Here is a 20,523-nt window from a genome sequence, read left to right as displayed (position 1 = left end):
ACCATCCATTACGAAACATCCTATTAAACAACCATTCAGCGCACTCAGATTAATGCATTGAGAGCATTTTTTAAATAGGTTATATGCACATAATTCAAAAGCAGCACAACATCTTCTAAATCCCTGTATTTGTTGAGCAAGCCCGATATACTGAGAGTGAACATGGTTAACTGATGAGGAAGCTATGAGCTTGGGGCAATCCATAAGGATGCTTAGAAAGAACAAAGGGATGACTCTGGCTGAGCTGGCAAGGAAGGTAGACTCTCATGTAGGCAACTTATCCAGAATCGAACGCAATGCCGCCAAACCCAGCCTGGACCTTCTGTACAAAATTTCTGATGCACTAGACTACAGTCTGTCGGATATCTTTTTCATGGCAGACTCAAATTCGACAGGGTGCCACAAGCAGTCTGCTTTGCTTGCGGTGTTCATTTCACTAGTAGAGCAGGACAAGGACCTGATGCTGGAATTTGCCTATTTGCTGCAACAGCGCGGGCATAACCATGACAAAGACGGGACATAAAAAAGCCCGCAGAGTCAGCTCTGCGGGCTTTGTGCTACTCACTTACTGATCAATATTGATGTAACCACTCTCTACCAGGTGAGTAATAATTGCCTCATCACTGGTCATTGTGGCCGTATCAATACCCAGATCGGTGAAGGATACTCCCTGGAGAGTGATGGTCTGAGTGACGTCGCCACCCGCACCTGTCGGTGTCAGCGAAATCACGGTATCAGCACCACCATTAATCTCACTGATACTGATGTAATCCGTAATCAGGCCTGACTCTTCTCCTACCAGCAAATCGGCCACATCCAGAACGTCTCCCTCAGCCGGGTTGAAGTTCAGTACGGTGTCCTCACCTTCATCCCCCAGATTCCAGACAAAGATGTCTACCACCCCATCTTCACCCACCAACGTATCATCTGCGGGGGTGCTCTCCTGCACATTGACCGGCATATTCGGCTCACCCTGCAGGTTAATCGTGAGGGTAGACGCCACCTGATCACCATCTGCATCGGTCAGATAGTAGGTGAAGTTTTCCTGCCAATTGTCGTCCTGCGCCATGCCATCCCGAGCCTCACGGCTCATAACGTAGGTGTAGGTACCGTCAGCAGCGACCTCAAGGTGACCGTAACTGCCCGCAATCGTACCACTGGCAACCGCTGTATCAGCACCACCACCATTGTCCCAAAGAATGGCATTCACAAGCGCGGCACCATCGGCACCAAAGCCGGTTTCCACCTGCCCTTCAACTTTTGGCAAATCATCTGTTGAAGAAAGTTTTGCCAGCAGTTCAAAGGTACTGGATGCCCGCTCAGTCGTTCTGACTGAGTTGACTACATTACCGGTATTTTGATCTACAAAACCAACCACTTCAAAGTTATAGACACGTGCACCAACAGTTACCGAGGTCGTAAATCCTGCATTCAGAATGGTGACAATATCGTCATTATCCGGATGATCGACCTGAGGATTGGTGTTAGGCGTTTCATTATGTTTAAAGTTGATCGTATGGGTAATCGGTGTTACCACCCCATCAATCACTATATTGAAGGTCAACTGCAGATCCACCGCAGAAATGGAGGTACCACTCTGAATCGGGAAGTTATTATGCGTAAACGTTCCGATCACAAAGGGTTCATTCACCTGCACACCGTCACTGTGTATCAAGTCATTGTTATCATCAAAGGTGTAGTTGGAGAAGTTACTTCCTGAACCCCAACGCACCACGTCATCAATTCCCGGATCAGTATTGATCAGAGTGGAGCTGCCGCCAACAGGATTCAACCAGCTGGCCTCCAGACCACCGACCAGCATCTCACTGATGGCTACGGTCAGGTCGTTACTCAGACTGAACTGCTCAGGTATATCATCGACTACTGTCACATTGATCGTGCCATACGCATAATGACCGTTGGTATCCAGCAGAGCCAGATCAATACCAGCCTTATCCAGCAGGTTTGTTCCCTCACCTTCGGCATGCTCAAGCGCACCCGTCAGTACGAAGGTATAACTCACCTCACCGGTGACTGGATTATAAGCAGTCAGTTGCAGCTCATTGCCTTCCGGTGTTTGTACCACGACCGGTGTCGCACTCGGCAAACCAAGCACGGCCAGATCCGCAGCACTCAGCGCTACCTGACCACCAGACTGAGCGGCCTGACCCGACAGGAGCAGCCCACTGATCAACAAGGTTTGCACGCCAGCCGAAGCCACCAGTGTGAAGCTATTACTATCAACCGGCAAAGCGCCTGTAGAAGCACTCGAGCCATTTTCCAGATAGGCTTCGTTAACCAGAACATCACTGTCGGTAAGCCCCAGAATACTGGGCAGGTCAGGCAAGTCACCAGGGCCTGCAGGTTCAAAGGTAATCAGGAAGCTGGCGTCATCCACATCGCCATCGCCATCCTTAGCGATAACATTGACAGGTAAGCTGTATTCCAGCTCGCCGTCCAGATACTCGCCACTAAAGCCCTTGATACCGTACTTCTGGTTACCCTGACCTGAACCGGAATTTTCAAACACAACCTTATCAAATACCACTGCACCCGGTGCAAAAGCATCAATCGTCAGCCCGGTACCTGTGAAGGACTCACCGGTCTGAGTATTAATTGCTGTCCAGGTAACGAAGCTGGCATTACTGGAAGGCGACAGCTCGATAACCAGCTCACTCAGGAACTGATCAAAGATTGCAGTCAGGCTCTCACCCGCTTCAATGTGCTGATCCGCCACCCCAATGCTTTGAGGAGAGAAGTTGACAGAGCCGCCAACCGCTGTAAAGGCAACATTCAGATTGGGAGAATCCAGCTCCAGACTGCCATCGATACCACCGGTAGTGGGGTTCAGAGCCGAAGTCGAGAACTGCTGAGCCACTCCATCCAGAGGTTGCAACACAATCAGTGTATAGCTGTCAGTCTCAACACTCATATCGATCGTAAAGACTGGGTCATCAGCTGTTTCACTAGCCTTGTAGGCAATCAACTGCTGAGTCGCTTCATCATAGGTGTAGTTCAGTTTTTCGCCACCCGATGTCAGGAAAGCTGTTTTCAACACACCCTCATCCAGGAACTGCACCTGAATAAAGCCATCTTCAGACAGCAACTGCACATCTGAAATCAATCCACCCGCCTCATCAGCACCGATGTTCAGATTCAGATCACCTGACACCTCTCCACCGGCAGCACTGACACTGACGTCATCAGGGGTACCAAAGTCCGGTACATCATCAATGATGTTCACACGGAAGTTCCCAGTGACCACATCATCATCGATGTCTGTCACCACTATTTCCAGATCAAACTCTTTGGTATTGGTTCCCTGTACTGGCGGATGATCATAGCTGGAATCAAGAACATACTCATAAGACACCAGGCCAGTATCGGCATCAAATCCAGTGATGGTCAGGGTACCTCCACCAACGGTCAGACTGACGCCCGGCTGATAGACACCCTCCTGAATAATGTATTCCCCATCCAGTGTCACATCCTTGATGCCGTCCGCAGCCACAACCGAGAAAGTACCGGTGCGTGTCAGTTCCGACAAATTGGTTTGTGTACCATTTGGAAGATTCGCCTCATCCAGCGTAATTTCAACCGATTCAACTTCCGGCTGACTATCAGCGCGCACATTGAAGGTAATCAATGCAGTGGCTGTATCACCATCACCATCTGTCACGGTATAGCTGAAGGTTTCACTGACATTCTGCTGATCGACACTGGCAGGAGGTGTATACACCAACTCTCCATCATCATTAATCAGCAGCTGACCACCCTGACTGCCAGTACCAAAACTGATACTCTGCAAGCCATCGGGTCCAGCGTCAAAGCCCAGCAACTGCTGAATAGCGTCCATACCTGTTGCCAGTACCACAGGATCAGCTCCGGCTCGAACCGTATCATCATAGACAAAGTCGGTAGCATCCGGGCCAGCATCCTGGAAGTACATCACTGGTCCGATATCGATTGTTGCCGTATCCGTATCGCCATCCGAATCGTAAACAGTCTTACTCAGATCGATGGCGCCAGCAGCCACGTTGACGACATCCGATGCGCCGACCACACCACCAAGCGGATGCTCAACAGCACGTAACTGATCCAGCGTAACAACGCCCGTAGCGCTGTCAACCGTCACGGTAAACACCGCTGTTTCAACGCCATCCACCATGACATAACCGATGACATCGGGACCTTCCATGCGCAGCAACACCGCTTCACCCGTCAGCGTATCCACCAGCCCTGAATCACTGCCATCTCCCTGAGTTACTCCGAGACTGTATACAGAAGCAGGCCCCTGCATATCAGCGCCAAATTCGGCAGAGAAGTAGGTAGAGAAGTCGAAACTGGCTACCTGATCCAGATCATTTTCACTGACGGTCAGGCTGGCATCACTCCAGGTCACATTAATGTTGACGTCGTTATAGTCATAATCACTGCTGTTACCGTAGATATCTTCCCAGTTCAGATCCCCTTCGGTCAGGTTATTCTCAACATGAGAAACACCATTCGGATGCAGGTTCCCATCACTGAACAGCGCTGGCATATTACTATTCTGTCCAGCCAACGGCTCCAATGGATCGCCATTTTCATCCGCCGTCCAGGCCTGCCAGACCGTATCGCCATTTGAATTCACGAAGGACTGGAATACCACTGAGGTATCGTTACCCAGATCCGGGTTATGCGTTGCACCATTCGGAATAATGAAATAACCGATCTCACCGGGTGCATAGCCGGTGATAACGCGGATGTCGTTGACATCCAGTTTGACATTACTCCAGAGCACCACACCGATCGTAGGTTCGCCATTCTCTCCTACAACGTAGTAGCCAAAGCTATTGTCATAACCGGTATTGGGGTTACTGCCCAGATTAGTGATGGTCACTTCATGGCCGGATGGATTAGTGCCTTCTACCTCTGGCAAGTCATCATGTACGGTGACCGATACACTGGCAGCCGCAGATTCCGTACCATCGCTGTCAATCGCTTTCACCTGAATGCCACTGATCTCCAGCTCATCCACGTCAGCGTTATGTGGCAGGCTGGCCAGTTGCTCAACATTCACCGTGACGGTGCCAGTATCACCGGCCGCCACAGGACTGCCGCTCAGCGTCAGCTTCAGGACATCAACACCATTCAGAGAACCGATCAGCTCATCACCTTCAGCATTCACCGACCAGGTCAGCGTGCCATCCAGTCCATCGACACTGATGCCGCTGGTATCACCAAACACAAAGCTGGCAATATCATCACTGCCCGCTGTAAAGGTCAGCAGACCACTGTCATCACTCACCAGACTGTCACGCAGATCCACATCAGTAGTCACCAGTCCGACACTGCTACCCACACCGTCTTCACCGCCCGGAGTCGGGCCATCGCCATCCACGATGGTAATCGTATGGGTGGCATCCGCTTCGTCCAGATCGCCATCGATCTTGATCAACTGGAAGCTCAGGGTCGGATCGCTTTCGCTGTGATCCAGGTTGGTGGCAGCCACAAAACTCCAGGTGCCACCCGCGTTGAAGGTCAGGATACCCACGCCGGTATCAATGGGATCACCGACGACAAAACTGACCGGGTCTGCACCATTGATAGACAACAAGCGTTGAGCACCCTCAGCATCGGCACCTGCTTCTGTACTCCAGGTACCGCCAATGGCATCGCCACCTTCAGTAGCCTGAACATCGCCATCCAGAGTCACTTCTGGCAGATCATCATGCACAGTAACCGATACACTGGCAGCCGCAGATTCCGTACCATCGCTGTCAATCGCTTTCACCTGAATGCCACTGATCTCCAGCTCATCCACGTCAGCGTTATGTGGCAGGCTGGCCAGTTGCTCAACATTCACCGTGACGGTGCCAGTATCACCGGCCGCCACAGGACTGCCGCTCAGCGTCAGCTTCAGGACATCAACACCATTCAGAGAACCGATCAGCTCATCACCTTCAGCATTCACCGACCAGGTCAGTGTGCCATCCAGTCCATCGACACTGATGCCGCTGGTATCACCAAACACAAAGCTGGCAATATCATCACTGCCCGCTGTAAAGGTCAGCAGACCACTGTCATCACTCACCAGACTGTCACGCAGATCCACGTCAGTAGTCACCAGTCCGACACTGCTGCCCACACCGTCTTCACCGCCCGGAGTCGGGCCATCACCATCCACGATGGTAATCGTATGGGTGGCATCGGCTTCGTCCAGGTCACCATCAATCTTGATCAGCTGGAAGCTCAGAGTCGGATCGCTTTCACTGTGATCCAGGTTGGTGGCAGCCACAAAACTCCAGGTGCCATCGGCGTTAAAGGTCAGGATACCGACACCGGTATCAATAGGCTCACCCAGCACCAGCAAATCTGCCGGGCCACCATTAATGGAGAGCAATCGAGTGGCACCATCACTGTCAGCACCGGGATCTGTGCTCCAGGTACCCGTCACTTCATCACCACCCTCAACCGCTTCAATTGCACCATCCAGCTCAGCTGCAGGTTCATCATCATTGAAGGTTATAAACTCGCCCAGGTTAAGAGGCTCAGTGGACTGACTGACACTGTCGCCATCACGGTCAGTAACGGTAACACTTGCTGTCAGAGTTACCAGACTACCAAGATTTAACTGGTCAACCGGCTCACCATTGAGCAAATGATCAATAGGCAAAAACTGTGTCAGCACCAGCTGACCTTCAATAATTTCAAGCGTGAAAACGGTTTCAGAACCTTCACCCATGATAAAGCCGACAATGGACTGCTGATCCTCAGACAGCGCCAACATGATTGGCATATCACTGCTGCTTAGCCCTGAATTGACACTATCCGGAGGCAAGAGCATGAGTTCCTCATCGAGCTCACCACCCGGAAGCTGAATAGGCGGAAAATCTGACTGCGCAAGACCCAACGCATAGCTCCAGCTCAGGCTTCCGGGGCCATCTGTTCCGTAATCGACATCAACGGAGAAAAGCTCAGACAGATCCACTGAATCGACACTGCCACCTTCAGACAGGGTTTCAGCATCAAAGACGTTCAGCTGTAACCCTTCAGCATCGGTATTCAATTCAAGAATACTGGGACCATCATCAAAAATATCGACAATAAAGCTGGATGTAGCCGTCAGACCATTTTCACTGACTACCGTTACAGTCACTTCAACCGGCACTGAATCATTCGGATCATCAGCATCCGGGTGCTCCATAGCTCCAGTCTGCTCAAAGGTATAGGTTCCATCAGGGTTCACCTGAATCTGCCAGGAACCGCCATAGCTGTCAGGACCATAGGTCAGAGTATTCGCGACGGGGTCCCATACGGCACCGGGAGAAGAGAGAGTGACCGTGCCGGTCAAGCCACCAAAGCTGATACCCAGGCTCTGGGTAAAGCTGTCAAAACCACCAGTCTCATTCACAGACCCGCCTTCAGGAGCGACTGAAGGTGGAATAGGCTCTTCAGCAACGACTGGACCTGAATCACCAATAGGTGCTTCAAAGGGTGTGGCCAGCTGTTGGTCATATTGGAAAGACAAGGGATCTACGGTTTCAGAGATACGCATCAGGCGGACAAAAGAACCACCACCGCCATCCGGGGCACCTTCAGTACCGGCGGCCGGCGCTTCCAGGTCATCCAGCAAATCACCATCACCTTCCAGTGCAGCCAGAATTGCATCAATACTGGGATCAGTGATTTCGCTTTCAACGGGTTCAGGAACGGAGGCTGTTATTTGCGCTTCACTCATCAACACATCTTGTGGACCAGCAATGCTGACAAGCTCGCCATTTCCATAATCAAGAACAACTTGAGAAGCATCTGATGTGATCAGGACTTCGCCTGCATAAAGGACATCACCCTCGGTTAAAACGCGGATAGTGCCATCTGCCGCGCGTGCGGAAACGTCACCGGTAATGCTTACGATGGTAGCAACTTGGGGGCTCATGACGGGTTACCTCTGATTATAAGTACTGCTGAGACCTTCTGGCCTCAATTCATATGAGGAATCCTTTCGATGCAATCAGTATAGAACCGGGTTTAAAAAAGGTTACTGTACTGAAGTACAACCCCAGTAATTACGGGGCCTTCAGGAAGATTTAGAGGAAACTGATACGTTTGAATACTACCCTATGTTTTTTAAGTGTTTTTATAAAAAAAGGCCCCATAAGGAGCCTTTCCGACAACACACAAGAGCAAAAACAATTAAGCTAAAGTCGACAACATCTCATCGACAATCACCCGCGCCTCAGTGACCAGTTGATCCAGATGCGACTCATCCACAAAGCTTTCCGCGTAAATTTTATAAATGGACTCAGTGCCGCTCGGACGCGCTGCAAACCAGCCACTTTGCGTGATCACCTTGACCCCGCCTATCGACTCCACATTGCCAGACGCTTTTACCTGAATATCCGTAATAGGCTCACCAACCAGATGCGATGAGCGAATATGCGAAGCCTGCAACCAGCCCAGCACTTTTTTCTCCGCCGGTGTCGCAGGCGCATCAATACGCTTGTAGTACGGCAACCCCAGGGTCCGAGTGAGCTCCTGATAATACTGACTCGGCGACTTTCCAGTCACCGCAAACAACTCTGCCGCCAGCAAACACAGCAGAATACCGTCTTTATCTGTCGACCAGGGCTCACCAACCATGGTTAGAAAACTGGCACCCGCACTTTCCTCGCCCGCAAATGCCAGGCGCTTCTGGTGCAACCCTTCCACAAACCACTTGAAGCCGACTGGAACCTCGTACAAGGTACGGCCATGCTTGGCCACAACACGATCCAGAATGGATGAACTGACCAGCGTCTTGCCTATCGCCAGTTCAGGACTCCATTCAGGCCGATGTGTCAGCAAATAGTCCACCGCCACCGCCAGAAAGTGGTTAGGGTTCATCAACCCCGCTGTATCAACAATCCCGTGCCGGTCCGCATCCGGATCATTAGCCAATGCCAGATCATAGCGATCCCGCAGACGCAGCAAGTTTGCCATGGCATGCGGGCTCGAGCAGTCCATACGAATCTGTCCATCGTGGTCCGGCGGCATGAACGAGAAAGTAGGCTCCTGAACCGTATTAACAATACTGAGATGAATCCGGAAACGCCGTGCAATCTCTTGCCAGACCTCAAGGGAGGTACCCCCCATCGGATCGACAGCAACGCGCAAGCCAAAACGCTCAATCGCTTCCATATCAATCACTTCAGGCAGGTGTGTGACATAGAGATCAACAAAATCAAACGGTTTGACTGCCACTTTCGCCTGATCCAGCGACACCCGCTTGATATTTTTAAAGCCCGACGCCAGCAATGCATTCGCACGATCCTGGATTTCACGCGTCACATGCGATGCCGCCGGACCGCCATCAGGGGTATTGTACTTGATACCCCCGTCACCGGGCGGATTATGCGAGGGTGTAATCACGATACCATCTGCGCGCACCTCAGGCTGATGGCGATTATGCTGTAAAATAGCATGCGAAATCAGTGGTGTTGGTGTAAAACCGCCTTCCGGGTGCACATAAACATCCACCCCTTGAGCCACCAACACCTCGATCACACTGCCACACGCTGGCTCCGATAAGGCATGCGTGTCAATTCCCAGATACAAGGGTCCAAAAATTCCGGCTGCAGTACGATACTCGACAATCGCCTGAGAAATAGCCCAGATATGCGCCTGATTAAACGAGCCGTCAGTCGAAGTACCACGATGCCCGGACGTGCCAAAGCTAACACGCTGGGATGCAACAGACGGGTCGGGTATCTTCTGGAAATACGCTGAAATCAGCGTCGTGATGGTTGAATCTTGCATAGAACAGTCCCTTTTCAATAGTCACTACACGCGCCTCCAGCACTCTTCGGCCTGTCGAAACGCGAAGCCATCAGTCTTTCAAAAAACTGATTCTAGACTACAAAAATGAACTCTGAATGTCTCTATTTTTTTGCAGCGCACAAGCGATGCAGAACACATCGCCCGTGCGTTTCAAGGCGGGAAAATCAGGCAGCCTGAAGCTGGTCACGCTTCTGCTTGCGTTTTTTCATCCAGCTCATACCGGCCAGACCGGTCAGGAACAACCAGGCTGCAGCAGGCAGCGGAACTTCAGACACATCCATCGTGGAGAAGCTAATACCTGTGAGCTTGAAGCCTTCATTATAAGTACCCAACGGGTTGTCACTGAATACTGCATTGTAGACACCTACCAGCCAGTACTGAGAGGTCAATCCACCTTCTACCAGCTTCGGCGTACCTTCAGCAACACCGGTGTAAGTATTGGCATCACCTGCATGACTGAAGCCATTCTGCAACAGGCTGGACCAGGTCAAACCGCTCAGAGTGGTCAGCGGCGCGGTATCGGTGTAAGCCAGCACACTTGCCCAGTTATTATTACCCCAGGCAGAGTCCCCAACAGTAAATGAATCCAGCGATACTTCACGACCAAAATCAAACAGCACCATCTGGTAAACGCGTTGCCCTCTCACAGAATCATTGGACACACGGTGGGAACCATTTTGAGTGGGTGTACCCATGCCATAACCGGCCCAAGTCTGCACAGTATTGCCCGAAATTGTCTGATTATTACGGCCTGACAGACCATAGACAGTCAACGAATCCAGACCATCATTGTAGTTGTATGTCAACGAGTTGCGAGCGCCCGTATTTTGCGTATTGAAGCTCAGATCAAACGACGCAGCTGATACAGGTGTCGCTACCGCAAACACCAGAGCCGCAGCAGCCAATCCTTTCAAGATATTTTTCATAGCAAGTTCCTTAGAATGAATAGAGATGCAGTTAAACCATCCCGGATACGAAGCCGATCAGCCCTGCGCCTTCTTCCGCTGGTGCGCACGCAACCCCAATACACCCGCCAAACCAGTCAAAAACAACCAGGCAGCTGCAGGCAACGGAGTTTCAGCAATATTGGCAGCACTGTAAAAAGTCACATTTGAGATGCCATTTTGATTGAACGTATAACTACCCAATGCCGTATCAATCAAAAAAACAGCCCATACAGGTCCCTGCTTGATGCCAATCGCGATTTGAGAAAACATTGAACTGATAGACTCAGGCAGCGTAATGACAGTCGAACCACCCTCGCTAGACCAGATCGTGTTTCCACCTTCAAACTTGGTGATGTAGCTATAACCCTCTCCAGCCGGATTAATCAAAAAACCATTGTTTGATGGATTGCTGGTCAGGTTTGTCCCTTGAGATCCACGAGAAGATCCGGACAACAAACACTCACCACCCGACAAGCTAAAGCCAGAACAGCCGTTTGCATTACTGGGAACCGGCGCAGCAAACGCCTTGGCACCCATCAGGCAGACAGCCAATACAATCAAACCAATCAGTTTTTTCATCACATCACCCAGTTCGTATCCATTAACAGGTTCAGGGTCAGTGCCACCCGATAGGGGGTCGCTACACTGCCCACACATTACTTCTTGTAATTTTTCAATCGGCCGTTTAAATAATTAAAACGAATTTCCGATTTACCACACATCCTTTCATGGACTGAAGCGAACTATATACAACCAGTTAAGTGAAAACATCGGTCCGTAGTACAATACAATTCAAACAGCAATATGAAAAAACCGGAAAGACCTTATTGTACTTGAGGACAATGGCATAAACAGCGCCATAAGCAGACAATCGCGCACGACTCTCGGGAGTCTCAATCCACGGAATCCGTGCAGTAAAACACCAGGGATTGATCACAACAACAACGCATCATGAACAAGGAAATCATCATGAGAAAACTACTCCTCGCAACCCTGCTGTTCTGCGTCAGTTCCCTGACACAAGCAGCAACAATCAACTTCACCGCAACGGGAACGCCAACATTCAATCTGAGCCATAACTATTTTATGGATCGGAACACTGCCAGTAATGGTATCTACCTGAACAGCGGCTACTACAGTGTCATGGATGCAACTAACGGTGATTATGTTGCCTATAATGGCCACGCTACACCACTTGTCAGCTTCAACTACACGGGCGCAGGCGCTTTTGACCTGAACAGCTTCGTCATTGCCGGTGCCTGGGGATCTCAGACCCTGACCATTCGTGGCTACACCGATGCCGTACTGACCTACACCGCTGAACTGTTTGTGGATACTGCAGCACGGGTCTTCCAGGCAGACTGGCTGGGCTTGACCAGCTTCAGCATCGCAACAGGGAATGACTACGTTAATGATCCGAATGTTGGCGGCGGCGGACAGCACTGGGCCATCAACGCCATCCGTATCAATGAAGCACTGAGCGAAGTGCCTCTGCCTGCAGCTGCCTGGATGTTCCTGGCGGGTATTGCCGGTGCACTGGGTCTGCGTCGCAAGGCAGCACGCAAAGCCATCGCTTAATACCTCTCCCGAGCTGATCGCCTGTCCTGCAGGTGATCAGCTGCCGCTTTTGCACCCCTCTTCAACGCAGGTTAACATGCCCGCTATTCAATAGCTGACTGGAGCTAACCGTTTGAACGACCATCTGCACGCACTGATCCAATGCACCCAGGACCGCTGGCAACCCACTATCGGTGACCCCCACCTGATGGGGTGGATTACCGTACTGGGTTATGGTCTCGCCGCACTCGCCGCGCTGACAGCACTGATTCGTACCCAGGCCACCACGCGGCCCACCGCAGAAAAGCTGTTCTGGTACCTGCTGGTGCCAGGACTGGTCTTTCTGATGATCAATAAACAACTGGATCTGCAATCACTGCTTACAGCCGTCGCACGCTGCGAAGCTCAATTATCGGGCTGGTACGCTGACCGTCGTCCGGTGCAGGTAGCATTTATCTTTGCACTGATCGCACTGGGTACGGCACTACTGGGTATACTGGCCTGGCTGCTCCGCCAATCACTGGACAGGCTCTGGCTGGTCCTGCTGGGTATCACCCTGCTGGTCACCTTCATACTGGTCCGCGCCGTAGGCTTTCATCGTGTCGATGTACTCATAGGCACTGAACTGGCAGGCTGGCGGCTTAACTGGCTGTTCGAACTGGGCGGCATCACCCTGGTGATTCTCGGCTGCCGATATGCGATCCGCCGCAGTGACTAATTTGCACTCACCTGAACAATCAGCAGCGACGGTTCGCTCAGTCCGACACCATCAAAAAGGCGATAGACAAGGGTGTCAGAACCCGAAAAGCCGGGTTCTGATACATACACCGGCATACCCTTCTCCCAGCGAATCTGTCCCTGTTCAGGGTGCTGCAAGATCACAACATGATGATCTGACGCACCCGGAACCTGTAACACAACAGACTCACCCGCGACGACCTGCTGCTCAACAGCGGGTGGAACCACAGGTGGCCGATATTCAACAGCCTGCTCTGCCAACCAGACGTAAGCCGCTCGAGAAGCCAGTTGATAGACACCACTTCGTGTCTCGTTTCGATGCACCGCACGTATCTGATAATACAACGGCCCGGCTGCCGCAGCCGAAACATCCAGATAGGATCGTACATCAGGCTCCAGCATCGACTCGGTAATTCGCTGGTATCCGGAGACCGGATGATCCGAGCGGTATACCAGATACCCCTCAATAACCCCTTCATCCGGAGCCTCCCAGCTCAACACCACACCCTCGGAACCACGCACGACAGCAGGCACTTTCGGGGGTGCTGCCACATGCAAGCGCAGCGTCGGATCGCCCATCAAATTGATATGCACCTGACTTTCCAGATGCGCATAGCGTCCACCGGGATAAAACTCTCGGCCATTGAAGGCATTATTGACCGTACGCAGATGAGATTGCCCGACCGTCCAGCCCGCTGCCATTTGATGCATATGCCAGGCAGGACGCGCACCCCACCCGACCGTTAAACCCCAGTCCGGCTGAGCCAGCAGCATACGCATCGCATTCTTGCCCCCCATCCACTTCTGCTTGCCGCTGCCAAAATTTAAAAAAAACTGTGCTCGATTCTGCACGCCCACATAATGTTCTTCAGAACCACCATCCCAGTGACCAAAATCCATTGCCCAGAGATAGGCTTCAGTATTCAACTCGGGCTGAAACGCCGCCTCCATCACCCGGTCTTTGCCAAACATGGCGCGAGCCCAGGTATGCTCCTGAAATAAATGACTGCTGTTCAACAACACCCGGTACGGAACCTGTCGATCACCATTCCGCCAGGCATGTGCCTTGTGCACATAGTCACGCAGCAGCTCAAGCTCAGATTTTCTTGCCGCACTAAGACGTGACAGATCAACACGTCCAACCATCACATCTATCGCTTTCGGCAAGCTGCTATGATCAAACCTGCCATCACGCGGAACATTGGAGCGCGACTCTCCGCCGGAGTCTGAAAAGAACTGAAGATCCGTCCAGGCCCCGGTTAGATCGGCATAGTATAAATCCGTTTCATGCGGCCCATTTTGATGTCCATCCGGGGCCAGAAAGCCTGAACGCGCAACGGGCACATGACCGAATAAATACAACCCCTGTATCTCAGGATCAGCCCGAACTGCCTCACGAATTGCACGATGCAGATCCTGAGGATCTTGCTGCGGATGCCGCGGCGTCAGCAAGCGCGTCACCGACCAGCCGTCACCCGCCAGATCCAGCTCCAGCAGGCGCAAGTCATCTGCCAAATCCTCTACCAGTGTTTCATCCACCACCAGCAGAATCGTGCCATGCTGATCAACCACAGGCACATCCAGACTCACCACAAAGTAGGTCGCTGCCTCGTTATAGCGATTCGCCAGCTCAGGACGATGCACGCGATACTCGTAATGTTTGCCACGCTCAACCTGCGTATCCGTAAACCCGGTCGCAGAAGGCGGTAATACAGCGACTGGCTCAAACAAAGTCATTTCGGCAAAACTGCGAAGACGACCATCCTGCAGAATATTGCGATACCAGATAGCGCTTTTAACACCCAACTCCCGACGATACACCGTAACCTGTAATTCAGAAGCAGCAGCGCGCTGTCGACTCCAGGACAAATGCACAGACGGCTGCGCACCCGTCTCAACCTGCACATCCATATTAATCGCACTTCGACTCCCATAGGCCTGGGGAGCCACGAAGCATAAAAACACAACTAGAATCAAAATATTAAATCTGATCACGATAGATAATCACCCTTGTAATGCTGGCATCATCGGTTCAACCACAACCGACATAGAGACATACACAGACTATATACCACCGAAGGCTCACTGACCTCCACCCACATTCCTGTCCTGTAGTACAATAGACCCAGGGTGCCAATATGAAAATAATCAGAGGCTTAGGTGATCGACACAATGGAAAGCAAGTTAAAGGAATGCGGTATGACTAAAACGGTATTGGTGACAGGGGGCGCAGGATATATCGGCTCACATACCACCGTAGAATTACTGCAAGCAGGCTGCTCCGTTGTCATACTGGACAACCTGTGCAACTCAAATCCAGCAGTACTGGAGCGCATCTACAGCATCACCGGAAAAAAACCCGTTTTTATTCAAGGCGACCTGCGCGATGCAGCCTGCCTGGATCAGGTGTTTCAGCAACACCCGATAGACAGCGTCATTCATTTCGCCGGACTGAAAGCCGTTGGCGAGAGTGTTCAACAGCCTCTGCGCTATTATGAGAACAACGTCTGCGGAACACTCACACTCTGCCAGGCGATGGAACGCGCCGGGGTCAGACGGCTGATCTTTAGCTCCTCAGCCACCGTGTATGGCGAGGAAGCCCCTGTACCCTATGTCGAAACCCTGCCAAGAGGCACCACTACCAATCCTTACGGTACTTCCAAGGCAATGGTGGAACAGCTTCTCACCGATCTGCAAATCGCGGACCCTCGCTGGTCGGTGGTACTGTTGCGTTATTTTAACCCCATCGGCGCACACGAATCCGGGCTGATCGGCGAAGATCCGCAAGGCATCCCCAACAACCTGATGCCCTACATGACTCAGGTCGCTATCGGGCGACTACAGGAACTGTCCATTTTTGGTGATGATTACCCCACCACAGATGGCACCTGTGAGCGAGACTACCTGCATGTCGTTGATTTGGCACAGGGCCATCTGCAATCAATGCAGAAACTGGGCGCACCAGGCGTGCATATATACAATCTGGGAACGGGACAACCCGTATCCGTCCTGTCGATGCTAAAAACCTTCGAACAGGTCATACAACAATCACTGCCCTATCGCATGGCAGCTCGACGCGCGGGAGATCTGCCCGCCTTCTGGGCCGATGCCAGCAAAGCAAACATAGAACTTGGCTGGACTGCCAAGCGCCCCCTCAAACAGATGCTGGAAGATACCTGGCGCTGGCAAACGCTCAATCCACAAGGCTTTAACTGATAAAACAAGCGTTTACAAATGACTAGTCCTCAGCCGAGGAACGCAGTAGAATGCAGATTGCTGCACTGCAATAAATGTGACGGACCATCACCAAGGGAGTTGTAACAAGCATGAACGTATTTGCAACCGAAGCAGGCACAGATCTCTACGAACACGCCACCACACTGGGGAAGGCGCATATCGCTTCGATGTTCAAACAAAACCCGAACCGTTTTGAAGATTTCAGCTACTCCCTGCCCGGCCTGATGCTCGATCTGTCCAAACAACGCATTACAAGTGAAACACTGAACCTGCTCTGCGCCCTGGCACGTGAAAAACAGCTCGATCAGTGGATCAACGACCTGCTCACCGGTGAAAAAATCAACGAATCCGAAAACCGTCCGGCACTGCATACGGCCTTGCGCACACCGGTAGATCAGACACTGGAGGTCGATGGCGTCAATATCATTGACCAGGTACATGAAAACCTGGCACGCATGGAACGCCTGGTTAACCAGATTCATGCCGGTCAATGGCTGGGCTGCACCGGTGACCCGATCGACACCATCGTCAACATCGGCGTCGGTGGTTCAGACCTCGGGCCCTTCATGGCCTGCAAAGCCCTCGGCGAATTCACCACAACCAACAGCCGTGACATTGAATTACATTTTGTGTCGTCCATGGATGGCAGCCATATCTCCAGCCTGCTGGACAAGCTGGACCCGACACGCACCCTGTTTGTGATTTCATCCAAATCCTTCACCACCATCGACACACTGGCTAACGCAGAAACCGCCAAAGAATGGCTCAAGCGCGCGTACCAGTACGAAGGAACAGATGAAGCACTGATTCTGGCACGCCACTTTATCGGCGTATCCGCAACGCCGCAGCGTATGATTGACTGGGGCATCCCGGAGAGCAACCACCTGTACTTCTGGGACTGGACCGGAGGACGTTACTCCATGTGGTCCACAATCGGCTTACCCATTGCACTGCGTATTGGCATGTCCGGCTTTCGCGAAATGCTGGCCGGCGCACATGTGATGGACAGCCATTTCCGCGACACCCCCTTCGAACATAACTTGCCAGTACTGCTGGCCCTGACCGGTATCTGGAATATCAATTTCCTGGGGATTACCGCACATGCCATCCTGCCCTACGATGGCCGCCTGAGCCACCTGCCCAGTTATCTGGAGCAGCTGGAAATGGAAAGTAACGGTAAAAACACCACCCGTAGCCACGAACTGGTCGGTTACAACACCTGTCCGGTACTCTGGGGAGAGATCGGTACCAACGCCCAGCATGCTTTTTATCAATTACTGCATCAGGGCACCATACCGGTGATGTGTGACTTCATCACCTGTGCCGTGCGTTATGAAGGTCCCAATAACATCGATCTCAAGCGTCAACATCAGCTTAACCTGTCCAACTGTCTGGCCCAGTCACAGATCCTGGCGCTGGGCGACACAGTGATAGAAGGCGCAGACAAAGCCCCCGCTTACAAGCGCTACCGTGGCAACCAGCCCTGCACCACCCTGTTGCTCGACAAACTGACGCCACACACCTTTGGCATGCTTATCGCGCTCTATGAACACAAGGTCTTCGTTCAATCCGTCATCTGGAATATCAACCCCTTTGATCAGTGGGGCGTTGAACTGGGTAAAACCATTGCCACTGGACTGTTGCCTGCCCTGACCGGCGAAGCAGATAATCCATCCCTGGACAGCTCCACACGGGGCCTGATTCATCACATTAATACCAAGCGCTGAGCAGCAACAACCGCCTGGAGGGCAGTATGAAAATTGCAGTATGGGGAAATGAACTGATCGGCTGGACCGCCGCGACCGCCTTCGCTGAATTTGGCAATCAGGTACACGTCAATCAGGACATCAATCGACAGCAGAGCTTGAGTGAACAGTCAGACGCCAACACCATCCTGTTCAACGAGCCGGGACTGCTAACCCACGTAAAAGCACAGTACCACCAGGGAAACCTGGTGTTTGGTAGCCCTGCAGATGCGCTGAACTGTCCGGTTCAAATTCTAGCCCTTAATCCGGATCAATTTGAACTGGCCAAAGACATTATTCGTGCTGTGAATCATCAAACCCAACAACAGCTGATAGTCATCAACTACTCCACCTTTGGCCTGGGCGCAACCGACCAACTGGCAGAACTGCTCGACAGCAACAAACAGCAAGCCATCGCGTATATTCCAGACCAACTGTCTGAAGGCACCGCCTATGACAACTTCATCAAAGCCAAGACCCTGGTCATCGGCTGCCAAAGCAATGAAGCCAATACGCAGATCAAGGCCCTCTACAAGCCTTTCAGCCGCCAACTGGAACAACTGCTGATCGTCAAACGCCGTGAAGCCGAGTTCATGAAGTTCGCTGTCAACGGCATGCTCGCCCTGCGACTGGGCTATATCAACGAACTGGCTAACCTGGCCGACCAACTGAGTATCGATATCGACACCATCATATCCGGCATGGGTAGTGACCCCCGTATCGGTAAACATTACCTTTCACCTGGCTGTGGTTTCGGGGGCGCACACTTCTCCAAATCCATTCAAAACATGGCAGAGTTGCTGAGTACCAACCGTAACTCGATCATTCTGAATACACTGCTGGAAGAAAACGAAAAACAGAAAGTACTGCCCTTCCGCAAACTCTGGCAGCACTATAAAACCGATGTTAAACACCGCAAGATCGCCGTATGGGGCTTATCCTTCAAACCCAACACCGCCAGCATACAAAATGCCCCCAGCTTACAGGTGATCAAAACTCTGTTGGCACAAGGCTGCCAGATACAAGCACATGATCCGCAAGCCATCTTGAACTTCTCGCGACAATTCCCCGTGAATGGACAGATCGCTTACTACGATAAAGCCACTGATGCACTGAAAGACGCCGATGCACTAATTATTTTGACCGAATGGAATGAATACTGGTCACCCGACTACTACGAGATGCTGGAACTCATGAAAAGCCCAGTGATTATCGACGGGCGTAACATCATGGATAAAGAGCTGATGGAAAGCTTTGGGTTTATTTATTATGGGATAGGACGTTAAAAACGATTCTTTCAGCAAAATTTGATTAATTTAAAAGCAGAATCTAAAAGTGGGACAGGAATGATTAACACACAGAACAGAGAGCATTATTTAGACAATCTTCGTTGGATTGCCATGCTACTGGGTGTTTTTGTTCACACTTCAAAACTAGACAACTTTGGATTTTTGGATCAAATAGCAGAAGTTTCTAATCTATTTAGAATGGCACTATTTTTTCTAATTTCCGGATATTTAGGAGCATTGCTTCTGAGCAAAAAAAGCAACCTTGACTTTTTAAAAAGCAGGCTAGCAAATCTAACAATACCACTCGCTGCTGGCATTCTTATATTAAACCCAATTACATTTTTACTAATGCATCAGTACATTGATGGCAACCCATCATTTGACCGAGCCATTTCAGTCTACAGCCTAAACGAGGAGCAAAGATTCAAAGACATCATTATAGTTTGGCACCTGCACTTGTGGTTTCTTTTTTCACTAATTTTTTATGTATTAATGGCCACATTAATCAAAGATATAATTAAAAAAACCTCATCAAAAGTCCAAAGCTATATCTTAGATCGACCAGCTGTGCTAAGAAATATACACGCAATAACCATATCCTTCATAATAATTACATCAATCTTCACTATAATCATATTTAAGTGCATTGAGAGTTTTACAGGAAATCTTCCTTGGATTATCCGAATTACATTTCAATACATCCCATTCTACATAACCGGAATGATAATATTCTACTGCAAAACCTTATTCATAAATTTAAGAAAAACAAACTATGTCCTTGGGTTCATAATAATATTCACATACATTATATTCAACCACATGTACACACAAAATAGCACTCTATCACTCATTACGCTAATATGTGCCAGGACTTGGATTTGCTTTTTCATGCTGGACTTAGGCTATAAATTTTTAAATATAAAAAACAAAGCAACAACTTTATTATCAGAGTCAATATATACTGTATACATATTTCATTTCATTGTTATATATATATTGGCAACACTATTAACAAAGCCATTCGAAATGAACATATTAGACTACGTAACCATATCAGTTATCACTATATCAATATGTATAATGGCACATATTTACTTGATAAAAAAATCCAACCTTGCCTTGCTTGTCTTTAACGGCAGGCTTAAAAAAGCAAAAGAAACATCAATCATCAATTAAAAAAGACTGGATTCAAAAAAACATGAAACCAGC

Annotated in this window: 12 protein-coding genes and 1 pseudogene; 8 read left to right on the top strand and 5 right to left on the bottom strand. The window is 50.6% G+C overall.

The features are described from left to right. Positions 1–184: 184 nt before the first annotated feature. Positions 185–358: pseudogene (locus tag ADINL_RS16865) on the top strand (helix-turn-helix domain-containing protein); the annotation flags it as partial. A 15-nt stretch (positions 359–373) separates the two neighbouring features. Next, the gene (locus ADINL_RS16695; RefSeq protein ID WP_239644379.1) at positions 374–523 is read left to right on the top strand and encodes a hypothetical protein; all 150 of its coding nucleotides are present in this window, start codon (positions 374–376) and stop codon (positions 521–523) included. Between the two features lie 42 nt (positions 524–565). On the opposite strand, the gene ADINL_RS11945 is transcribed toward ADINL_RS16695, so the two are convergent. From ADINL_RS11945 to ADINL_RS11930, 4 genes are all read right to left on the bottom strand, one after another. Beyond that, positions 566–7,921 carry a retention module-containing protein gene (locus ADINL_RS11945; protein ID WP_036548146.1) on the bottom strand — a complete coding sequence of 2,452 codons (7,356 nt, stop codon included), beginning with the start codon at positions 7,919–7,921 and terminating at the stop codon, positions 566–568. A 257-nt stretch (positions 7,922–8,178) separates the two neighbouring features. Continuing rightward, positions 8,179–9,780, bottom strand: a complete 1,602-nt coding sequence (locus ADINL_RS11940; protein WP_036548143.1) for a phosphohexomutase domain-containing protein — start codon at positions 9,778–9,780, stop codon at positions 8,179–8,181. Between the two features lie 185 nt (positions 9,781–9,965). Then, positions 9,966–10,727 (bottom strand): exosortase-dependent surface protein XDP1, encoded by a 762-nt coding sequence (gene xdp1 / locus ADINL_RS11935; protein ID WP_036548140.1) that lies wholly within the window; start codon positions 10,725–10,727, stop codon positions 9,966–9,968. Positions 10,728–10,784: 57 nt separating this feature from the next. Then, a complete protein-coding gene (locus ADINL_RS11930; protein WP_036548137.1) occupies positions 10,785–11,327 on the bottom strand; it encodes a VPLPA-CTERM sorting domain-containing protein in 543 nt (180 codons plus the stop codon). A 390-nt stretch (positions 11,328–11,717) separates the two neighbouring features. Here ADINL_RS11930 and ADINL_RS11925 point away from each other — a divergent pair, with 390 nt between their 5' ends. Together ADINL_RS11925 and ADINL_RS11920 are read left to right on the top strand one after the other, a co-directional pair. After that, a complete protein-coding gene (locus ADINL_RS11925; protein ID WP_036548135.1) occupies positions 11,718–12,326 on the top strand; it encodes a VPLPA-CTERM sorting domain-containing protein in 609 nt (202 codons plus the stop codon). Between the two features lie 112 nt (positions 12,327–12,438). Next, complete coding sequence (locus tag ADINL_RS11920; protein ID WP_036548133.1) at positions 12,439–13,023, top strand: hypothetical protein; 585 nt, start codon at positions 12,439–12,441, stop codon at positions 13,021–13,023. On the opposite strand, the gene ADINL_RS11915 is transcribed toward ADINL_RS11920, so the two are convergent. Next, on the bottom strand, positions 13,020–15,038 hold the full coding sequence (locus ADINL_RS11915; protein ID WP_152547670.1) for a fibronectin type III domain-containing protein: 2,019 nt from the start codon (positions 15,036–15,038) through the stop codon (positions 13,020–13,022). The two genes, ADINL_RS11920 and ADINL_RS11915, sit on opposite strands and share 4 nt — an antisense overlap. A 204-nt stretch (positions 15,039–15,242) precedes the next feature. Between ADINL_RS11915 and galE the strand changes: the two genes are divergently transcribed. The 4 genes from galE to ADINL_RS11895 all read left to right on the top strand — a co-directional run bounded on the left by galE (position 15,243) and on the right by ADINL_RS11895 (position 20,490). Next, positions 15,243–16,259, top strand: coding sequence for a UDP-glucose 4-epimerase GalE (gene galE, locus ADINL_RS11910; RefSeq protein ID WP_036548128.1), 1,017 nt, complete (start codon positions 15,243–15,245; stop codon positions 16,257–16,259). 110 nt (positions 16,260–16,369) lie between these two features. Next, positions 16,370–18,007 carry a glucose-6-phosphate isomerase gene (pgi, locus tag ADINL_RS11905; protein WP_036548126.1) on the top strand — a complete coding sequence of 546 codons (1,638 nt, stop codon included), beginning with the start codon at positions 16,370–16,372 and terminating at the stop codon, positions 18,005–18,007. A gap of 26 nt (positions 18,008–18,033) precedes the next feature. After that, positions 18,034–19,311 (top strand): nucleotide sugar dehydrogenase, encoded by a 1,278-nt coding sequence (locus ADINL_RS11900; RefSeq protein WP_036548124.1) that lies wholly within the window; start codon positions 18,034–18,036, stop codon positions 19,309–19,311. A 60-nt stretch (positions 19,312–19,371) separates the two neighbouring features. Further along, positions 19,372–20,490 carry an acyltransferase family protein gene (locus ADINL_RS11895; RefSeq protein WP_036548121.1) on the top strand — a complete coding sequence of 373 codons (1,119 nt, stop codon included), beginning with the start codon at positions 19,372–19,374 and terminating at the stop codon, positions 20,488–20,490. Positions 20,491–20,523 lie beyond the last annotated feature (33 nt).

Origin of the sequence: Nitrincola lacisaponensis (assembly GCF_000691225.1) — a bacterium.
GTDB lineage: Bacteria > Pseudomonadota > Gammaproteobacteria > Pseudomonadales > Balneatricaceae > Nitrincola > Nitrincola lacisaponensis.
The sequence above is the reverse complement of the archived record's forward strand: the minus strand, read 5'-3'. Positions and strand labels throughout refer to the sequence as shown.